This is a genomic window from Mesobacillus maritimus, from assembly GCF_023715205.1.
In the GTDB taxonomy this organism is placed as follows: Bacteria; Bacillota; Bacilli; order Bacillales; family Cytobacillaceae; genus Mesobacillus_B; species Mesobacillus_B maritimus_C.
In genome coordinates this window covers 206,760-224,708 of sequence record NZ_JAMBNR010000005.1, presented here as the reverse complement: position 1 = coordinate 224,708, position 17,949 = coordinate 206,760, and the positions used below count along the sequence as shown (strand labels likewise).

Annotated in this window: 16 protein-coding genes; 1 reads left to right on the top strand and 15 read right to left on the bottom strand. The window is 39.8% G+C overall.

Annotated elements, in window-relative coordinates; translation table 11 throughout:
- Window positions 1-19: 19 nt before the first annotated feature.
- The 4 genes from M3182_RS09245 to M3182_RS09230 all read right to left on the bottom strand — a co-directional run bounded on the left by M3182_RS09245 (window position 20) and on the right by M3182_RS09230 (window position 4,041).
- Window positions 20-1,345 (bottom strand): TRAP transporter large permease, encoded by a 1,326-nt coding sequence (locus tag M3182_RS09245; RefSeq protein ID WP_251557816.1) that lies wholly within the window; start codon window positions 1,343-1,345, stop codon window positions 20-22.
- 3 nt (window positions 1,346-1,348) lie between these two features.
- Window positions 1,349-1,855: a TRAP transporter small permease subunit gene (locus M3182_RS09240; RefSeq protein WP_251557814.1), complete on the bottom strand. Its 507-nt coding sequence runs from the start codon at window positions 1,853-1,855 to the stop codon at window positions 1,349-1,351.
- Window positions 1,856-1,948: 93 nt separating this feature from the next.
- Window positions 1,949-3,049 (bottom strand): TRAP transporter substrate-binding protein, encoded by a 1,101-nt coding sequence (locus tag M3182_RS09235; RefSeq protein ID WP_251557812.1) that lies wholly within the window; start codon window positions 3,047-3,049, stop codon window positions 1,949-1,951.
- Window positions 3,050-3,393: 344 nt separating this feature from the next.
- Complete coding sequence (locus M3182_RS09230; protein ID WP_251557810.1) at window positions 3,394-4,041, bottom strand: TetR/AcrR family transcriptional regulator; 648 nt, start codon at window positions 4,039-4,041, stop codon at window positions 3,394-3,396.
- 205 nt (window positions 4,042-4,246) lie between these two features.
- Between M3182_RS09230 and M3182_RS09225 the strand changes: the two genes are divergently transcribed.
- Window positions 4,247-4,450 carry a DUF2187 family protein gene (locus M3182_RS09225; RefSeq protein ID WP_251432848.1) on the top strand — a complete coding sequence of 68 codons (204 nt, stop codon included), beginning with the start codon at window positions 4,247-4,249 and terminating at the stop codon, window positions 4,448-4,450.
- A gap of 268 nt (window positions 4,451-4,718) precedes the next feature.
- Here M3182_RS09225 and treC read toward each other — a convergent pair whose 3' ends face one another.
- From treC to M3182_RS09170, 11 genes are all read right to left on the bottom strand, one after another.
- Window positions 4,719-6,404, bottom strand: coding sequence for an alpha,alpha-phosphotrehalase (gene treC / locus M3182_RS09220; RefSeq protein WP_251557808.1), 1,686 nt, complete (start codon window positions 6,402-6,404; stop codon window positions 4,719-4,721).
- A gap of 19 nt (window positions 6,405-6,423) precedes the next feature.
- Window positions 6,424-8,103 carry a glycoside hydrolase family 13 protein gene (locus M3182_RS09215; protein ID WP_251557806.1) on the bottom strand — a complete coding sequence of 560 codons (1,680 nt, stop codon included), beginning with the start codon at window positions 8,101-8,103 and terminating at the stop codon, window positions 6,424-6,426.
- Window positions 8,104-8,350: 247 nt separating this feature from the next.
- A complete protein-coding gene (gene treP, locus M3182_RS09210; protein WP_251557804.1) occupies window positions 8,351-9,751 on the bottom strand; it encodes a PTS system trehalose-specific EIIBC component in 1,401 nt (466 codons plus the stop codon).
- A gap of 566 nt (window positions 9,752-10,317) precedes the next feature.
- On the bottom strand, window positions 10,318-11,049 hold the full coding sequence (locus M3182_RS09205; RefSeq protein WP_251557802.1) for a sirohydrochlorin chelatase: 732 nt from the start codon (window positions 11,047-11,049) through the stop codon (window positions 10,318-10,320).
- A 57-nt stretch (window positions 11,050-11,106) separates the two neighbouring features.
- Window positions 11,107-11,706 carry an adenylyl-sulfate kinase gene (gene cysC, locus M3182_RS09200; RefSeq protein ID WP_251432737.1) on the bottom strand — a complete coding sequence of 200 codons (600 nt, stop codon included), beginning with the start codon at window positions 11,704-11,706 and terminating at the stop codon, window positions 11,107-11,109.
- A 12-nt stretch (window positions 11,707-11,718) separates the two neighbouring features.
- Window positions 11,719-12,867, bottom strand: coding sequence for a sulfate adenylyltransferase (gene sat / locus M3182_RS09195; protein ID WP_251557800.1), 1,149 nt, complete (start codon window positions 12,865-12,867; stop codon window positions 11,719-11,721).
- A 38-nt stretch (window positions 12,868-12,905) separates the two neighbouring features.
- Window positions 12,906-13,961: a sulfate permease gene (gene cysP, locus M3182_RS09190; protein WP_251557798.1), complete on the bottom strand. Its 1,056-nt coding sequence runs from the start codon at window positions 13,959-13,961 to the stop codon at window positions 12,906-12,908.
- Between the two features lie 47 nt (window positions 13,962-14,008).
- The gene (locus M3182_RS09185; protein ID WP_251557796.1) at window positions 14,009-14,722 is read right to left on the bottom strand and encodes a phosphoadenylyl-sulfate reductase; all 714 of its coding nucleotides are present in this window, start codon (window positions 14,720-14,722) and stop codon (window positions 14,009-14,011) included.
- Between the two features lie 84 nt (window positions 14,723-14,806).
- Window positions 14,807-14,962 carry a YezD family protein gene (locus M3182_RS09180; protein WP_285867623.1) on the bottom strand — a complete coding sequence of 52 codons (156 nt, stop codon included), beginning with the start codon at window positions 14,960-14,962 and terminating at the stop codon, window positions 14,807-14,809.
- 240 nt (window positions 14,963-15,202) lie between these two features.
- The gene (locus M3182_RS09175; RefSeq protein WP_251557794.1) at window positions 15,203-16,030 is read right to left on the bottom strand and encodes a histidinol-phosphatase; all 828 of its coding nucleotides are present in this window, start codon (window positions 16,028-16,030) and stop codon (window positions 15,203-15,205) included.
- 120 nt (window positions 16,031-16,150) lie between these two features.
- Entirely contained in the window at window positions 16,151-17,821 is a 1,671-nt protein-coding gene (locus M3182_RS09170) for a formate--tetrahydrofolate ligase (protein ID WP_251557792.1), read from the bottom strand.
- Window positions 17,822-17,949: the final 128 nt, after the last annotated feature.

Genomic DNA, 17,949 nt, shown 5'->3' with positions numbered 1-17,949 from the left:
GTAGATCTTCCTTACCTTCCTATCCGATGATTTTACTTGGCAACCATAGAATAAGTTGCGGGAAAATAGCACACAAAACTAATACCAATAATTGAAGGAACACAAATGGCCACGCGCCATTCATAATGTCTGAAGTTTTGACCGTTTTAGGTGCTACTCCTTTTAAATAAAAAAGTGCTGGTGCAAATGGTGGCGTGATAAAGGATGTTTGATACATGATGCAAATCATCGCTGCAAACCATATGGGGTCAAACCCAAGACTAAGAGCAATCGGAGTGAATATGGGAACGATAATCAAGATAGAAGCAACCCAATCCATGAGTAAGCCTAAGATAAAGACCACCAATAACATCAGTGCAAAAATCACCCATTTTCCAAATGGTAATGAAGTGAACGCTTGTTCCACCACATCCCCACCACCAAGGCGCATAAATACACTGACGAAAAACGTACCCATAAACAGAATGGCATAAATCATACTAGTTGTTTGCAAGGTGTTATAAAGGGTTTCTTTTAAGACTTTAAAGTTTAACTTCCCATAGCATAATGCTACAACCATCGCAGCCAAAGAACCGAGCGCTGCCGCCTCCGTTGGTGGAGCAATCCCAAACCAAATGGAACCTAGCACAGACAAAATAATCACTGCAATCGGTAGGATATGTAAAACCCCTATCAATTTGTCTTTTAAAGTATACTGCGCCAATTCTTCCTCAGGAATAGCTGGAGCTGTTCCCGGCTTTACATGTGCAATGATTAAAACATATATAATATACACAAACCCAAGTAATATCCCTGGAACTAAGACAGCATAGAACAGCTGCCCTACGGATATTTGGGCTAGAGGTCCATAAACAATTAACATAATACTAGGTGGAATCAATATCCCAAGTGTTCCTCCTGAACTAATGACACCTGTAGCTAATTTGACGTCGTATTTACGTTCAAGCATCGCGGGTAAAAACAGCAGTCCCATTGTGACGACAGTTGCGCCAACAATCCCTGTACTTGCCGCAAATAATAATGAGATTAATAGAGCCGCAACAGCAAGACCACCTTTTATCCTGCCAAGTAAGATACTAAGAGAATGAAAGATTTTATGCGCAAGACCTGATTTTTCCATAATATTCCCCATGAAAATAAACAGTGGGACAGCTAACATCGTATAATTTTGTATTGCCGTAAACGCACTGGTTGTAAGTAAATTGATCACGGTCTCACTCCAGAAAAGATACCCAAAAATGAGCCCCAAACCGCCAAGAACAATAAATAAGTAGTATCCCGAAAAGATTCCAATTAACAAACCAACAATCATTAAGACAAAGATAAATAAGGAATAACCGTCCATTTTTTAAATCCTCCTCCCTAGCAGTTGATAAATGTTCCGAATCATATCTGCCACTCCTTGGAGGAAGAGGAGCCCTAAAGCAATTGGAATCACCATTCTTAACGGATAAATCAATGGGCGCCATGAACCAGTTGCTGCCGTTTCTGCTCTTAAATAGGAGTTCATTGCGGCATCTAAAGAATTGCTAAATCCTAATATAATCAGCGGAAAAAACAAGCAAAGGCTTAAGACAATATCTAAAAGCGCTTGATTTCGATTCGATAGTTTTTCATAAAATAGATCCACCCGAACATGCTGGCGATTTTTTAACACCCACGCCATTCCTAAAAAAGCGGCGGAACTTCCAAGCATGTAACTAATATCATAAGACCAGAATGTTGGTTTATTAAATAAATGGCGACTAATTACCTCATAGACTAGGGTAAAAATGAGGACTAGGATCAGCCAACTCGAAATTTTCCCAGCCCACTCTCCCAAAGTTTCTAAAAAGTGAATGATTTTCTTGATCACGCATACACCACCTTTTCTTATTCCTACAATGCAACCAGGCAGTCATCACCCAACCGCTATATAAAGGTGAATGACTGCACAGTTTTTAATATTTTAATGCGCTGGTGTCATTAAATCTTTCCAGTACTTATATTCAACAAGATAATCTTGCTGAGATTCCCAAATTCGTTTAAATAGTTCGTCTTCGGCAGCACGCTTCTCGTAGTACTCATCAATGATGGTTTTTAATTCTTTTTGTGATTCTTCTTCAAATTTAACAATTTCAATCTTTCCTTCTTCTTCAAGCTTGCGATATTCGTCCATTGCTTCAAAATCTTCTTTTGCTACCATTGCGAAGCCTTTCCCCCACATATTTTCAGTCGCAAGGCGAACAATTTGTTTTAGATCATCTGGGAGCTCATCCCACTTTTCTTGATTAATAATAAAACTAGAAACACTTGATGGTTGGTGGATCGATGGAGTGATCAAATATTTAGCAATTTCATGAAATCCTAAAGGTAAGTTAGAAGCTGGACCAGAAAATTCGACTGCATCGACGACACCACGCTCTAATGATTGATACAGCTCGGGGCTACTAATTGAAACTACTGAAGCACCTACTTTTTCTAAAATAGCTCCCCAGTCACCAACAGCTCTAACCTTTAGCCCTTTAAAATCCTCTAGTGTGCGGATTGGTACGTTGGAGTGATAGAAAATTTCCGGTGTCCCAGGACCCGAATCCAAAACTTTTAGATTATAACCAGCTTGATCATAAGCTTCTTGCCATAATTCACGTCCTTCGTCCGTTGTTATCCATCCTAAATATTCTTGCTCATTCATTCCCATTGGAACCGAAGCAAATAAAGCAACTTGTGGAATCTTCCCAACCCAATAACCATCCCAACTATGAATCGCATCTACAGTTCCATTTTCAACTGCATCCAAAAGCTCCGTTGGTTGAACAATTTCTCCGGCTGCATGCATCTCCACTTGCAGGCGACCTCCTGAGGCTTCAGTGATGTCTTTTGCAATCTCTTCAGCTAATAATTGAAGAGCTGTCCCCTCTGGCCACGGGGAATGAGCGACCCATTTGTATGTTTCTTGTGAACCTCCTCCACCTGCCCCCTCATTCGTTGTGCTTTGTTTGTTTAAGCATCCTACCAACATACCCAGTAGTAAAACGCTTACAAAAAAGACCTTGGTTGCTTTCTTCAAACGCATTTCCCCCTTTGGATCAAATTTTTGGTTTAATAGTTATGCATACGATAATGCAAGTTTTATGCCAAGTCCTTCTATCTATTAATTAATGGTTTTTATGGGTGAAAAATAAATTTTAAGCAAAACTTGTAAGTAAAAATGAACAATCAGGTTTAAACAATTGTCAGGATTTCTGAACATTAAGAAAGCCCGCCGAATGGCAGGCTATCCTTACATCTAAAAAAACCACACAAGCATCGGTGCGGTTTTAAAGACAACAATATATTCGTACTATTTTAAATCCCAACTAATAAAATAATGAAAAAGCACAATTGTAATCGCTTCCACTTTTTGTAAGGATGTTAAGAGTTTCCCTTTAATTGTTTCAATATATCTGGCGGAAAGACAAGTCGACAAATAATCTTTGCTATAGCATGATAATTAGGTTCACTCTGATCCGTTCTCCTTTCCGGCAGTTTTTCAGTTAAGATTAAAATTGACCAAGCTACTTCAGTTAATTCAAGGTCGTCCCAAGTATACCCTAACTTTTGAGCTTGAAGGAGACCTTCATAGATGCTACCATGTAGCTTTTTTCTGACCTCAGCATAGACTTGGGCGAGTTCAGGGTCATGAGGCAGTAACTCATGTAGTACATGGTGAAGTCCTAACTTGTCTAATCGTTGGTCATGTTTTTTTAACATGGAGGCTAATCCTATTTCAGGATCATGGTTCATCCAACTCGGATTCGGATTCGGCGGCATAAACCTGTCCAATTGATCTTTAATGAGAGCCATCAAAAGTTGCCGTTTATCACAGAAATAACGGTAAAAAGTTCCCGTGGCCACATTTGCATGGGCTGCAATATCTTTCGCTGTTGTTTGTTCATATCCTTTTTCACTAAATAATTTTCGGCCGCTTTCAAGCAATGCTTCACGCTTTTGATATGCACGTTCTTGTTTCGGCAATGATGGAAACTCTCCAATCAATGGCTGCCCATCCCGGTCTATCATAAAAATCACCTCAAGATTAATATAGCACAAAAATGATAACTGAAGAGAGGTTCATTTTTTCCTTGACGATATTTCCCTCCTGTGGAATACTTGAACTATAGTTCATGTTTATCCATTTTGTTTATCACCCCTCTAACAAAATAGGTAAACATGAACCATTCAGATAATACTTCATTTGAATAAGGAGCTGTGACAATTGAACAGTATGAAAACGTTAACAAAACAAAAACGAGTGGCAAATCTAGGTGAAAAGGTTCGTTTTATGAGAAATGATATGATCATTGTTGGCGAGGTTACGATTGTCAAAGATGAAAGCGTTATCGTCAATGTCAGTCGTTCGGATGCGCGTAGGTTAAATATTGACACTCCGCTAACGGTTGTTGCACATAAAAATTATCAAGTATTATAAAAGGCTCCTATAAGTGAAAAGACAAAATGACCATACTTCCCTCATCTAGAAAAGGCCATTTTGTAAACGTTCAAAAAGCCTGGATCTTGATAATGCCCAAGCTTTTTGAATGTTTCAAGTTGCAACCTGTCATGAATAGAACAAACCTAAAAAGGCCTTAAGCTAAATTCCGTAGTATTCTAACCAAAATAACAAATTAAAACTCGCGTCTGCCTCGCAACTAATAATAAACCTAAAGAAAGGCCAACGATTACGTTGGCCTTTCTTACTATGCTTTAAGACGATAAACCAGTGACTCATAAGGGCGTAAATTGATCTTAGTGGAAAATGCAGGTGAATTAGGATAATTTGAAAGTAAAAGTTCACTCTGATAGCCTGCTACTTTTACATCCTCAGGTAGTTCAAACACAATTTCATTGTCATAAAAATTATTTACGACAACTAATTTTTCGTTCTCTACATTACGAACATAAGCAAAGATTTCCGGATGTTCATCGAGAATTAATTGATAATCGCCATCTGTAATAATATCGTAGTCTTTCCGTAATTGAATCAATTTTTGATAATGATAAAATACGGAATCAGTATCTTTCAATGCGCTTTCGACATTGATTTCTGGATAATTTGAAGCCACTGGAATCCATGGCGTTCCCGATGTGAAACCAGCATGTGGCTCATTGTTCCACTGAACAGGTGTCCGAGAATTATCTCTGGATTTATGTTTAAGAATCTCGAGAATCTCTTCTTTGCTCATTCCCTCTTCTTGCTTAATTTTATAAATATTTAACGACTCAACATCGCGATAATCATCGATGGTTTCAAACTTTGGATTGGTCATCCCAATTTCTTCACCTTGGTAGATATAAGGAGTTCCTTGCATCATATGAATGGTCGTTGCTAACATTTTCGCTGACTCTCTATGATATTCCCCATCATTTCCATAACGAGAGACAATCCGTGGTTGGTCATGGTTACACCAGAATAACGCATTCCAGCCGCCGCCTTTGTGCATTTCCACTTGCCAAGTAGACAAAATCTGTTTTAACTTCAGGAAATCAAAGTCTGCTATTGACCACTTCTCACCATTTGGGTAATCCACTTTTAAATGGTGGAAATTAAAAGTCATACTCAGTTCATGGCGCTCTGGGTTGGAGTATTTAATACAATGATCAATGGTTGTCGACGACATCTCACCTACCGTCATCGCATCATGTTTAGAAAACACTTCACGATTGGTTTCTTGTAAAAACTCATGGACACGTGGACCATCGGTATAAAACTTGCGGCCATCTCCTGGTGGAACAGAACCGTCATCATCAGGGAAGTCTTGATCTTTGGAAATCAAGTTGATGACATCAAGGCGGAAACCATCGACCCCTTTATCGAACCAGAAGTTCATCATTTCATAGACTTTCTTCCTTAATGTTTCATTTTCCCAGTTTAAATCCGCTTGAGTGACATCGAATAGATGTAAGTAATATTGACCTGTTTTTTCATCATATTTCCAAGCAGATCCGCCGAATTTGGATTCCCAATTGGTTGGCTCGCTGCCATCTTCTTTCGGATCCTTCCAAATGTAAAAATCACGATAAGGATTATCTTTTGAAGACAATGCTTGTTTAAACCATTCATGTTCCGTTGAAGTGTGGTTGACAACGATGTCCATAATAATTTTAATACCGCGCTTATGTCCTTCCGCTAATAAGCGATCGAAATCTTCCATTGTTCCGTACTCTTCATGAATGGAGTAATAATCACTAATATCGTACCCATTATCACGTTGAGGTGATTTGTAGATCGGCGTTAGCCAAATAACATCGACACCTAATTCTTTCAAATAATCTAGTTTTTCGATTATTCCTGGCAAATCTCCGACTCCATTGCCTTGGGTATCGTTAAAACTTTTTGGATAGATTTGATAAACAACTGCTTTTTTCCACCATGGTTGTTGCATGTATTCCACCACCAATAATTTATTTTACTAAAAAGACTTTTGCTTCATATGGTGCTAAATTCATTGTAGAAGAAAGGTCTGTGTTCTTGGATTCGTAATTTGTAATCAGAAGTTCTGAGTTGCGATTTTTTAGTTCCACCGGACAATCGAAGAATACTTCAAGTTCAGCAAAATTACAGATGACCAACAATGTCTCCTCGTTAAGTATACGCTTGTACACAAATAAGTCCGGATGCTCCTCATGTAATAACTCGTAATCACCATGTAAAATGACTTCATGCGTTTTACGAAGCTGAATCAATTTTTGATAATAATAATAAACCGAATTCTCATCGTTTAAAGCTTCCTCGGCATTGATGTCAACATAATTTGGATTTACTTTCATCCATGGTGTCCCCGTCGTAAAGCCGCCATTTTTTTCACGATTCCACTGCATCGGTGTTCTCGAGTTATCGCGGCCTTTTGCATAAATACTTGCCATAATCTCTGCTTCAGGAACACCTTCTGCTTTCATTTCTCGGTAGAAGTTTAAGATTTCAATGTCTTTATAATCGTCAATCGTTGGGTATTGGATATTTGTCATTCCCAACTCTTCCCCTTGATAAACATATGGGGTACCCTTCATCATATGTAATACCGTTGCTAGCATTTTAGCTGATTCTTTGCGGTATTCTTTATCATTCCCAAATCGCGTTACCGAACGCGGTTGGTCATGATTATTAAAATAAAGACTATTCCAGCCTTGCTGTTCGAGAGCTTTTTGCCATTTCGTTAAATTCGCTTTAAGATCAACTAAATTTAACGGTTTTAAATCCCATTTGCCATTTGGCCCATTATCAAGCCCCATATGTTCAAATTGAAATACCATATTAAGTTCTTTCCGATCTTCGGCCGTATAAAGCTGGGCTAGTTCTGGTGTCACCCCAGGCATTTCGCCTACGGTCATCACATCATATTGCGACAACACTTTTTCATTCATCTCTTGTAAATAGTCATGAATATGAGGACCATTGCGATAAAATGGGCTACCAGAAGCGTACTTTTTCCCTTCTTTTGGTTCGCCATCTACAAACACATCTGGTTTGGAGATAAAGTTAATCACGTCCATACGGAAACCATCAATTCCTTTATCCAACCACCATTTCATCATTTTATAAATGTCTTCACGTAAACTTGGATTCCGCCAGTTTAAATCGGGCTGTTTTTTCGAGAAAAGGTGTAAGTAGTATTGCTTTGATTGTTCATCATACTCCCATGCTGAACCTCCAAAGTTGGAATACCAGTTGGTTGGTTCTTTTCCATCTTTCCCTTGACGCCATATGTAATAATCACGATAAGGATTATCCGGTGATTTCTTCGCTTCAATAAACCATGGATGCTCATCGGAACTATGATTAACAACTAAATCCATGATCAATTTCATTCCACGGTTATGAACTTCTTTTAATAGTTCCTCCCAATCTGCCATGGTCCCAAATTCATCCATGATGTCTTGATAATCACTAATATCATAACCATTATCGTCATTCGGAGACTTATATACAGGTGAAAGCCAAATCACATCAATACCCAGTTTTTTTAAATAGTCAAGCTTTGAGATGATTCCTTGTAAGTCTCCAATCCCGTCCCCATTGCTATCCATAAAACTGCGTGGATAAATTTGATAAACAACACTTTCTTTCCACCAGTTTTCATTCATATGTATCACACTCCTATATGTATTCTAGGATCGTTTTGTTTAAGGTGCTAATAAGTAATCAATAATATTATTAATTGTAGAAAAGCTTATTTGAATATATCTTTTGTGCCTACTACCTATTTAGTGTTAACTGTTTGCTGGAAAAAGATAGCTTAAATTCTTGATTATTATCATAAAAATAAGTAACTATAAGAAGGATCCTTTTAAATAAAACAGAGGGCCAAATTTTGTTTGGCCCTCTTTGGTTTTATTGTACTTTGCGCATTTTACCCCATGCAAAGGTTAAGATAAATGGAACCACTAATGTGATTGCCATTCCGATAAAGAACGCTCCCCAGTTTTGTGGGAACACGGATAAAAAGGCTGGCAAGCCACCGACACCAATTGAAGGCGCTTGGACACTCATAAAGGAAATCACTGCACCTGCTATAGCAGAACCAATAATTGCGGAGATAAACGCAAATCTGAAGCGTAAATTCACCCCAAACATTGCTGGTTCCGTAACGCCTAGATAAGCAGAAACGGCAGATGTAACAGATAAACTCTTTAACTTTTCATCTTTTAATAAGAACATCATCGCTAAAGCAGCCGTACCTTGGGCAATATTGGATAACGCAACCATTGGCCATAAGAATGTTCCACCAATACTTCCGATTAACTGAAGGTCAACCGCCAAGAAAGTATGGTGCATTCCAGTGATAACAAGTGGTGCATATAAACCACCATATAATAATCCCCCAATAATTGGAGCAAATTCAAACACACTAACTACTGCGTTTGTGATACCACTTCCGATTGCAAACGTAATTGGGCCAATTGCTACGAATGAGACAAATCCCGTTACAAGCAAAGCAATCGGTGCAACAAGGAGCAATTGAAACGCATCCGGAATTCTCTTCTTTAAGAAAGTTTCAATCGATGCAAGTACATAAGAAGCAAGCAATACCGGCAATACTTGACCTTGATAGCCCACCTTTTCGATTTCAAGACCGAATAAGTTCCAAGTTGGAATTTCATCAGCCGCACCATAAGCCCATGCATTTAACAAGTCTGGGTGGACAAGCATTAGCCCAAGTACAATTCCAAGTAACGGACTTCCACCAAAACGTTTTACTGCGGACCAACCAATTAACCCTGGCAAGAAAGTGAAAGCGGTATTGGCAATTAAGTTAATAATGTTTGCAACATCCGCCCATTGCGGATAAACATGTACAACTGCCTCATCAAAGAAAATCCCAGGACCCGTGAGAAGATTATTGATTCCCATTAACAGACCTGCTGTCACAATCGCTGGAAGAATTGGGATAAAAATATCCGCTAATGTTTTAACGGCACGCTGCAATGGATTTAGGTTCTTTGCTGCTTCCGCCTTTACATCTTCTTTTGATACTTCGCCGATTCCTGTAATAGCCACCATTTCTTTATACACTTTATCGACTGTTCCTTGCCCAATCACGACTTGGAACTGACCATTTGTTGAGAAAGATCCTTTTACTAGACTCACATTCTCTAGAGACTCTTTATCGACTTTCCCTTCGTCTTTTAAGGCAAGACGTAATCGAGTGACGCAATGGGTTGCTGCCGAAATATTATCTTTCCCGCCGACAGCCTGAACAATTTGTTCAACCGATTTCTTGTCAACACTCATTTGTAATCCCTCCTGTCAACGTTCTTTCTTGCTGCTAATGTTGTTTGAACAACCATACCTTATAAACTAGAAATCTTACGATACCTTTGTTGCCGTTTTCATTCTGAAAAGAAAATATTTAAAGAAATACATTAAATAATTAGGTATTCGTTTACATTTCAAATTCGGTATTTGTATAGGCAAGTTTCATCTTGTATATACAAGATATTAAAACTACAAAAAATAATTGTCAACAAAAAACGACAAATTTAATAGTTTTGTATTTTTAAAGACCCAAAAAACGACATGAGCATGCGATTTCGGTCCAAGCTAAATATATTGTTAACACACCAAAACTGTTTTCATAAAATTTGTTGTTCAAATCCAATCCAATTTTAACGCGAAAAAAGCCTTTCTCTGCGTAAATACTTAGTTTGTAAGTTCTTTTCTCATCTTGTAAACGAACTTTTGAATGAAATCATAGGTAACTCATTCTATATTCCTTTAAAACCAACAATCCTTGAGAAAAAAGAGCCCACAAAAAAACAACTGCTTTGTTCCAAGCAGTTGTTTTTTGTGGTTAAGAGCTAAACCTCTGATGCTATTAGCGGCCTAACAAATAAGTCCTCGATTGCTTTATGTGCCGTTAAAGGGCCTGTACAATAAATATCTTGTTCTTGCCGTTTTCGTTTGCGGACGTTTTGAATGACTTCCGCTAATAACAATCCTGAAAATAATAAATATGGAACAACGATTACTTTCCCAGTTGCCTTTGTCGAAACGGTTTCAATCCCCTCTGAAAAGCGGGGATGTGCTGCTGCTAAATAGCAGACTGAGACTTTCTTTGTTCCTAATCTTGTACCGATTCCAGTCGCAATTTTCGCGAAGGCACGATGAATGCTTGGGTCACTACTTCCTCTACCCACAATAAGCACAGAGTCCTTTTCTGTAATTGTTTCTACTTCATCTCGGACTAGGTCCGCAATTGCATCTAAAATCTCTCCTTGCACCCCGAAAGGGTCCATCATGGAAAGTTTTATATCCGGATAATGCCTACTGACTAGCTCTAAGGCTTCAGGAATATCTTTTTTAATATGGCCAGCCGCAAGCAAAAAGAGAGGAACAACGGTAATCTCCGTTGCTCCTCGCTCTACACAGCGCTTAAAGCCTTGGTCAATGAGCGGGTCTGTCAGTTCAAGAAAACTGATTTCTTGAACTGGGATATTAACACGGTCGATGACTCTTTGTAAAAAGGATTTTGCCTCTTCCGCCCCTTTTTTTGACCTTGTTCCATGACCAATATACAAGATGGCTTTCAATGCGGTGTGCCCCTTTCTCTACTATAACGTCCCCGATTCTAATGATTGATTCTTATATTATATAATATTTTCATCTCGTAAGTAAGTGAGAACTTGTTCAACTGCTTCTTCCACAGAAAGTTGATCTGAGTGAATCGTAATCTCAGGCTTATCTGGTGCTTCATAAGGAGAATCAATTCCGGTAAAATCCTTGATTTCCCCACGACGAGCTTTTACATACAATTGTTTCGGATCGCGACGTTCACATTCCTCTAATGGGCAATCAACAAAGACTTCAATGAACTCCCCTGCTTCAAACAACTCGCGAACTTGGTCACGGTCAGAGCGAAATGGTGAGATAAAAGCAGTTGTGACAACTTTTCCACTATCAACAAACAGTTTTGCCACTTCGCCAATTCGGCGGATGTTTTCCGTCCGGTCTTGTTCAGAAAAGCCCAGGTCTTTATTTAAACCATGGCGGATATTATCGCCATCTAACACATACTCATTGATTCGTTGACGGAACAATTCATTCGAAACTGCGTTTGCGATCGTTGATTTTCCTGAACCAGATAGACCGGTAAACCAAAGAACACAGCTTCGATGCCCGTTTTGTGCATGACGTTCTAATTTCGTTACAGTTGAATCATGCCAAGTGATATTTGTAGCTTTTGTCATGTTTGCTCCTCCTTACACCGTTGTTTTTTCACGCATTCCGTCAATTAATACTTCAACAACCTCTTTCCGGCTAAAAGTCGATGGTGGAAGTTGACCTGAACGTAGCATTTCTCTAACCTTTGTTCCCGACAGAATCACGCGGTCTTCTTTTCCATGTGGGCACGTTTTATCTGAAGCCATACCTTCGCATTTTGTGCAGTAAAAGCTGTGTTCAAAGAAGAGTGGTTTGATCCCTAATTCTTCTTCAGTGAAGTTGCTAAAAATCAATTGAGCATCATACGTACCATAGTAGTTTCCAACACCGGCATGATCACGGCCCACGATAAAGTGAGTGCAGCCAAAATTTTTACGAGCAATTGCATGGAAAATCGCTTCTCTTGGGCCGGCATAACGCATTGCCGCTGGATACACACCTAGTTGTACACGTTCAGTAGGATAATAGTTTTCTAGTAACACACGATAGCTTTTCAAACGAACATCCGCTGGGATATCATCTGATTTTGTTTCGCCAACTAACGGATTGACAAATAATCCATCGACAGTTTCAAGCGCGGCTTTTTGAATATATTCATGTGCGCGGTGAATCGGGTTTCGCGTTTGGAAGCCGACGACTGTTTTCCAGCCGTTGTTTTCAAATAGAGCACGCGTGTCTTTCGGTTCGAGCCACACGTCTCCAAAAACGCCTTTTTCAGGCTTTTTAATTAACGTAACATCTCCTGCTACATACACAGAACCTCGTTCAAACAAACGTTTGACACCTGGATGGGCGAGTTCCTCCGTTTTATATACTTCGCGAGCTTCAAGGGTTAAATCTGGTTCATACCATTCTGAAACGGTAATCACCCCGTAAGTTTCATTTTCAAAAGTTAAACGATATTGTTCGCCAACTTTTAGAGTGGTTGCTACTTCTGAAGACACTGGTAATGTAACTGGGATGGACCAGATTGTATTGTCTTTTAAGCGCATATTGCGGACTACAGATTCATAGTCTGCTTGACCTAGGAAACCTGTTAGCGGACTGAACAGTCCTACGCCGATTAGTTCAAGATCACTTAGAGCAATATTATCAATAACAATTTCCTTTAGGATGTTGCTAACATCAAAAGCAGGATCATAGGCTTGAATTAGTTTTCCACCATGTGGTTTTGGTAAATATGACATATTCTATCAACCTTTCTATTTATGTTTTGAGATGTTGATTAGCCTTCAATATTGGCTGTTTCAGAACTCGATCTTTTCATTAAGAAAAGAACACCTAAAATCGAAACAACAACGCCAACAATAGCAATCACTGGGTAAATATCATTTTCAATTAATAACTGGATGAGTGTGTAGGAAAGCACCATTGATAATACGGGAGACACGACCCACACCGTTAGCAATTGCACAACTATCCCTTTTTTCAAGACTTCTTTTCCTTGATTGACAAATCCGATTCCAATAATTGATGAAGTGGTAATTTGTGTTAGTGGCACTGGGATTCCGAATAAAGAAGCTACAGTCACAATGCTTGCACCTGTCCCTGAAATGACACAGCCTTCTTCAAGCTTAATGTTTGTGATTTTTTTTCCATTTGTCTCAAGAACTCGGCCGCCTAGGAAAAGGGCCCCTATTGCAACAAAGAGTCCACCCCACAAAATTCCGTTTTCAATTGACATCATCCCTGCTCCGACGAGCGGTCCAACGGCATTGGCCACATTGTTCATCCCCGCGGCAAATGCTTCAAACATCCCCATTATTAAGACCAGGACAGATAAAAAAGAGAATGCCTTTTTGGAGGCAACCCATCTCTTGATCCACTTTGTTTTAAGCAGATACGCGGAGATAATTGCTAGAAGAAATGCACCCACTGGTGTAAGGACCCAAAACAAAAGAATCCATAGTAATTTTCCAACGAAAATACTTTGGTAAACGATCCCTACGCCAATAACAGAACCGACAGCAACTTCACTAGTTGATAGCGGGATTCCAAAAATATTGGCTAAAAATAACGACAAAGCCGCTGAAGCCAGCACGATAATTGCGATTTGCGTCGTAAAGGTACTACTAGGTACAATTCCGCTTCCTAGTGTTTTCACGACTTCCCCACCACCCAACCATGCACCAAGGAACACAGCTACACCACATAGGAGGAGAGCAATTCGTTTTTTTACGACGCCTGCACCATAGGCAATCCCCATTGAGGCAGCAGCGCCACTAGCTCCAATATTTAATGCAAAAAACAGTCCAATCGCTATGGCGATGATAACCAGCATGGGACCTCCTCCTTCCGGATAATAACGTGCTGTATAATCGTCGCAGTTTACGTGTGTAAACCACACTCCGTTTTGCTACTACCTGTCCAGCGACCTGCACGGGAGTCTCCATTAGCAGCAACAGCTTGAGTACAGGGAAAACAACCAATGCTAGGGTAATTTTGATCATGCAGTTTGTTATATGGCAAGTTATTTTCTTTGATGTATTCCCAGACTTCATCCCACGTCCAATGAATCAACGGACAAATTTTAATATTCTTAAATTTTTCATCCTTATTGAGGAATTCTGTATTGGCTCTCGTTGGTGATTGCTCACGCCGCAAACCAGAAATCCACGCTTGTTTTTGTGTCAATGTTTCCCGAAGCGGAATGACTTTTCTTATTTCACAGCATTTATTCGGGTCCCTTTTCCACAATGCCGATCCATACTGCTCTCGCTGTTCATCAAGAGTCAATTCTGGCGTTTTCTTTTCAATTTTCAAGGAAGGAAATCTTGCTTGAATTTGGTCAATCACGTCATAAGTCTCCGGAAAATGAAGACCTGTATCGAGAAAGACAATATGTGCGTCTGGTTTCACTTGAGCAATCAAGTTAATTAAAACAATCGCTTCGGCACCAAAACTTGATGCATAGACAATTTGCTGTTCTGGGTAAACTGCATATGCCCACTTTAAGACTTCGAACGCACCTTTCGTCTCCGTTTCGATTGGAAATTTCTCTGAGATTGAGGACCAATCTTCATAGGTTACCGCTTTACTCATTCAATATTTACCACCTTTCTGATGAAAAAAAGGCGGTCTACACCTTATACCAGATAAAGTGAAGACCGCCTCTAGTTTGTCTAGTCAGCGTGTTTTATTTGATTGAAGACGAACCTTCTCGTTCTTCTCAATTTGAATGACTTTTCCATCCTGAATTACTAAAGTGATGGAACCAAAGTTTAGACTTTCTAGCATTTGTTCCACATGTTGGGAAACTTCCTGCCATTCTGATGGTTTCAGTATAGTTCGCCCTCCTCCCCGAAGTACTTTTTTCCTTTCTTAATCGAATGTAAATTAATCCTACCATACACATAGGATTTGTCAATATTAATATTGCAATTTTTCTTTTAATTGGACGAAAGTACTATAAATCTAGGAAGCATATACGGTTACAGGAGGCGAACAAAAAGCCCTTTTCTGCATAAGCAAAGGGCTAAACTTGCGTGAATACAAATTCTAATTAAAAGTATTTATAACAAGTTATAAAGAAATAAAGACCCGGTCTTTATTTCTAAAAAAACACCATTCTTTATAGCCGATGTCCTTTAATTTTTTGGCCACTAGTTCAAAATCATCTCCGACCCGCTCTGGATCATGGGCGTCCGACCCAAAGGTAATTTTCACTCCAAAATGATGTGCGCGTTCAAGAATATCGTCTGCTGGATACCAGCCTCCAACGTCCTTGGTTTTTCCTGAAGTGTTCACTTCGATGGCCATGTCATGCTCACCAATCGCTTTTAACGTTTTCTCAACTGCGTTCGTTTCGATTGTGGAAAACTCAGGATAAAATCCCTTCATGGCATCAATATGACCAAGGATTTGATAAAGGCCACTTCGCGCAGAATGTTCGATTAAATCATAATACGTTTCCTTTGTTTGGACTTTTTCTTTTTCAGAAAGCTTTTTCCATCGCCGCCTATTAAAAATACTAATCCCATCGACTTGATGGACTGAGCCTATGATGTAATCAAATGGGTATTTGTCAAAATAGGGACGGTAATCTTTTACTTGCTCGGGAAAAAAGTCCGCTTCAATCCCAAGTAAAACCTCGATTTTACCTTTGTATTCCTCTTTTAGCCTGAGAACCTCGTTTACGTACTTTGGGAATTCACTTTTTGCCATTGCAACATTAGGTAGGGCATGATCTTCTGGTTTTGAAAAATATGGCGTATGATCGGCAATGCCAATCACGTGCAAACCTTTATCAATCGCTGCTTCAATGTAATCACGTATGCTTCCACGAGCATGTCCACACCGTTCATGATGAGTATGTAAATCGAATTTGATTTGATCTCCTAGGTTCGTCATCTTCAAACCACTCCATTCATCGAATCATCCTTTTCAAATTATCTCCGACTTCCCTACCCAGCATTCATTCATAATTGGAAGAAAAAAGGATGGTGCCAGGCACCATCCTTTTTTTTACCATTATGAAAGTCCGATAATTTCACCGTTTTCGGTGATGTCCATGTTGTTGGCGGCTGGTGTTTTTGGCAAGCCTGGCATGGTCATAATATCGCCTGTTAGTGCGACAATAAAGCCTGCCCCTGCAGAGACTTTTACTTCTCTAACTGTTAAGTTGAAACCTGTTGGCGCGCCGAGTAATGCTGGGTTATCTGAGAACGAATATTGTGTTTTTGCCATACAAATTGGCATTTTATCTAACCCTAATTGAGCGATTTGAGCGATTTGTTTGCGGGCTGCTGAGGTAAATTCTACATGGTCTGCACGATAAATTTCAGTAGCAATCTTGGTGATCTTTTCTTCAATCGTTCCGTCTACTTCATAGAGCGGTGCGTAGTTTGAAGTTTTCGTTTCACAAATCTCAACTACCTTCTTTGCAAGTTCGACGCCACCTTCGCCACCTTTTGTAAATACATCTGTGAGAACCACATCGACGCCTTTAGCAGCACATTTTTCTGTTAATAACTGAATCTCCGCTCCTGTGTCGGTTGGGAACTTATTGATTGCCACAACTGCCGGGACACCAAATTTTTCAATATTTTCAAGATGACGCTCGAGATTCACCAAGCCGGCTTCTAATGCTGACAGATTTTCAACACCAAGGTCACCTTTAGGGACACCACCATTCATTTTCAAAGCGCGGATGGTTGCGACTAGAACGGTTGCATCTGGCTTCAAGTCCGCTTCCCGACATTTAATATCGAAGAATTTTTCAGCACCAAGATCAGCACCGAAGCCCGCTTCGGTCACCACATAATCGGCTAATTTTAGCGCAACTTTTGTGGCCATAACGGAGTTGCAGCCATGAGCGATGTTGGCAAACGGACCGCCATGGAGAAAGGCTGGCGTATTTTCAATCGTTTGGACTAAGTTTGGCATAATTGCATCTTTTAAAAGCAATGCCATTGCACCAGTTGCTCCTAAATCACCTGCAGTCACAGCTTCTCCATCTTGATTATACGCGACAACCATTCGAGACAAGCGGTTTTTCAAGTCTGATAAACTCGTCGCCAAGCAAAGAATCGCCATAATCTCAGAGGCAACGGTGATGTCAAAGCCACTTTGACGCACGAAACCGTCCATTCTGCCCCCTAGGCCAATAATGATATTGCGAAGCGCGCGATCATTCATATCAAGGACACGTTTCCACACAATCCGCTTTGGATCAATTTCCAATTGATTGCCTTGGTGAATATGATTATCTAACATCGCTGCTAGTAAATTATGGGCCGAAGTAATCGCGTGAAAATCACCAGTAAAGTGAAGATTAATATCTTCCATTGGGACCACTTGGGCATAGCCACCGCCTGCAGCGCCACCTTTGATTCCAAATACCGGACCTAATGAAGGCTCCCTTAATGCTGTGACCGTTTTTTCACCAATTTTATTTAACCCCATTGAAAGTCCCACATTCACTGTCGTTTTTCCTTCTCCAGCTGGGGTCGGATTAATTGCCGTCACGAGAATCAGTTTGCCATCCGGCTCAGCTTCTAATCGGTCAAGAACGTCTAAAGAAACCTTTGCTTTGTATCTTCCGTACGGTTCTAGTTCTTGCTCATTGATTCCAAGAGCATCTGCAATTTCTGTGATGGGTTTCATCTTAGCTTCTTGTGCAATTTGAACATCTGTTTTCATTTAGGCCTCTCCCCTGTATGTAGTATGTATCATCTTCCCATTAGATTTTAACAGGAATCTGTTTGATTCGACATGATTAATTTCACAAATCAGAGTGTTTCTAAAAGGTCAACAGCCCGTGACAGTAT

Bases quoted from the DNA above. Each gene is read 5' to 3' on its own strand.
- M3182_RS09175 (WP_251557794.1), bottom strand. From the start codon at position 16,030: ATGACGAACCTAGGAGATCAAATCAAATTCGATTTACATACTCATCAT.
- cysP (WP_251557798.1), bottom strand. From the start codon at position 13,961: ATGCTGGTTATCATCGCCATAGCGATTGGACTGTTTTTTGCATTAAAT.
- treP (WP_251557804.1), bottom strand. From the start codon at position 9,751: ATGAGTGTTGACAAGAAATCGGTTGAACAAATTGTTCAGGCTGTCGGC.
- treC (WP_251557808.1), bottom strand. From the start codon at position 6,404: ATGCAACAACCATGGTGGAAAAAAGCAGTTGTTTATCAAATCTATCCA.
- M3182_RS09185 (WP_251557796.1), bottom strand. From the start codon at position 14,722: ATGAGTAAAGCGGTAACCTATGAAGATTGGTCCTCAATCTCAGAGAAA.
- M3182_RS09215 (WP_251557806.1), bottom strand. From the start codon at position 8,103: ATGAATGAAAACTGGTGGAAAGAAAGTGTTGTTTATCAAATTTATCCA.
- M3182_RS09245 (WP_251557816.1), bottom strand. From the start codon at position 1,345: ATGGACGGTTATTCCTTATTTATCTTTGTCTTAATGATTGTTGGTTTG.
- M3182_RS09230 (WP_251557810.1), bottom strand. From the start codon at position 4,041: ATGATAGACCGGGATGGGCAGCCATTGATTGGAGAGTTTCCATCATTG.
- sat (WP_251557800.1), bottom strand. From the start codon at position 12,867: ATGTCATATTTACCAAAACCACATGGTGGAAAACTAATTCAAGCCTAT.
- M3182_RS09170 (WP_251557792.1), bottom strand. From the start codon at position 17,821: ATGAAAACAGATGTTCAAATTGCACAAGAAGCTAAGATGAAACCCATC.
- cysC (WP_251432737.1), bottom strand. From the start codon at position 11,706: ATGACAAAAGCTACAAATATCACTTGGCATGATTCAACTGTAACGAAA.
- M3182_RS09225 (WP_251432848.1), top strand. From the start codon at position 4,247: ATGAAAACGTTAACAAAACAAAAACGAGTGGCAAATCTAGGTGAAAAG.